The following is a 677-nucleotide window of genomic DNA, read 5'->3' on the forward strand; positions in this document are numbered from 1 at the left end:
CGCCGCGGTTGTTCGCCCGCAGCACGAACATGATGTATTTGATGGTGACGATGATGGTCAGCGACCAGATGATCAGCGACAAAACGCCGAGGATATCACCGCGGTCGGCCACTTCTCCGCCCGACGATGCCACCAGCGCCTCGCGAAAGGCGTAGATCGGGCTGGTGCCGATATCCCCATAGACGACACCGAGCGCGCCCAGCATCAGAACCTTGGTGCTGTGCTGTTCGACTTCCGAATGGCTCGATTGTTCGACGGGTTCTGCCTCACTACCACTATTGGTAAGGGCCATGGACGACACTCCGATAAGCGCGCGGTGCTCTACGCTTGCTGCAATGCAATATCAAGTGCCGTCGCGTAATGGCAGCCATGCCTGCCACGCGAGGCTGCCATTGCTACCACCCGCAGGCCTTGAGGAACCGACCCACCGTGCCGGCCATGCCATACTCCAACGCGTCGGCTGTCAACCCATGTCCGATCGACACTTCGGCCAATGCCGGAATGCGCCTGGCAAGTGCCGGCAGATTGCTGACCACCAGATCGTGCCCGGCATTGACCTGAAGCCCGGCGGCAAGCGCGGCGTCGGCGGTTTTTCCCAGTCTTTCCAGCTCTTTGGCCGCTTTGGCGGAATCTGTGTGATAGCTGCCATATGGACCCGTATAGAGCTCGATGCCGTC

The 677-nt window shown here is 60.4% G+C and carries 2 protein-coding genes; both read right to left on the reverse strand.

What is annotated here, in order from left to right; translation table 11 throughout:
* Window positions 1-292: KUP/HAK/KT family potassium transporter (locus EN914_RS37395; protein WP_206527349.1), on the reverse strand; the 292-nt coding region annotated here is incomplete at its 3' end.
* 103 nt (window positions 293-395) lie between these two features.
* The coding region (locus tag EN914_RS37400) for a pyridoxine 5'-phosphate synthase (RefSeq protein WP_206527350.1) at window positions 396-677 on the reverse strand (282 nt) is incomplete at its 5' end.

It is taken from the genome of Mesorhizobium sp. M7A.F.Ca.CA.001.08.2.1 (assembly GCF_003998455.1).
In the GTDB taxonomy this organism is placed as follows: domain Bacteria; phylum Pseudomonadota; class Alphaproteobacteria; order Rhizobiales; family Rhizobiaceae; genus Mesorhizobium; species Mesorhizobium ciceri.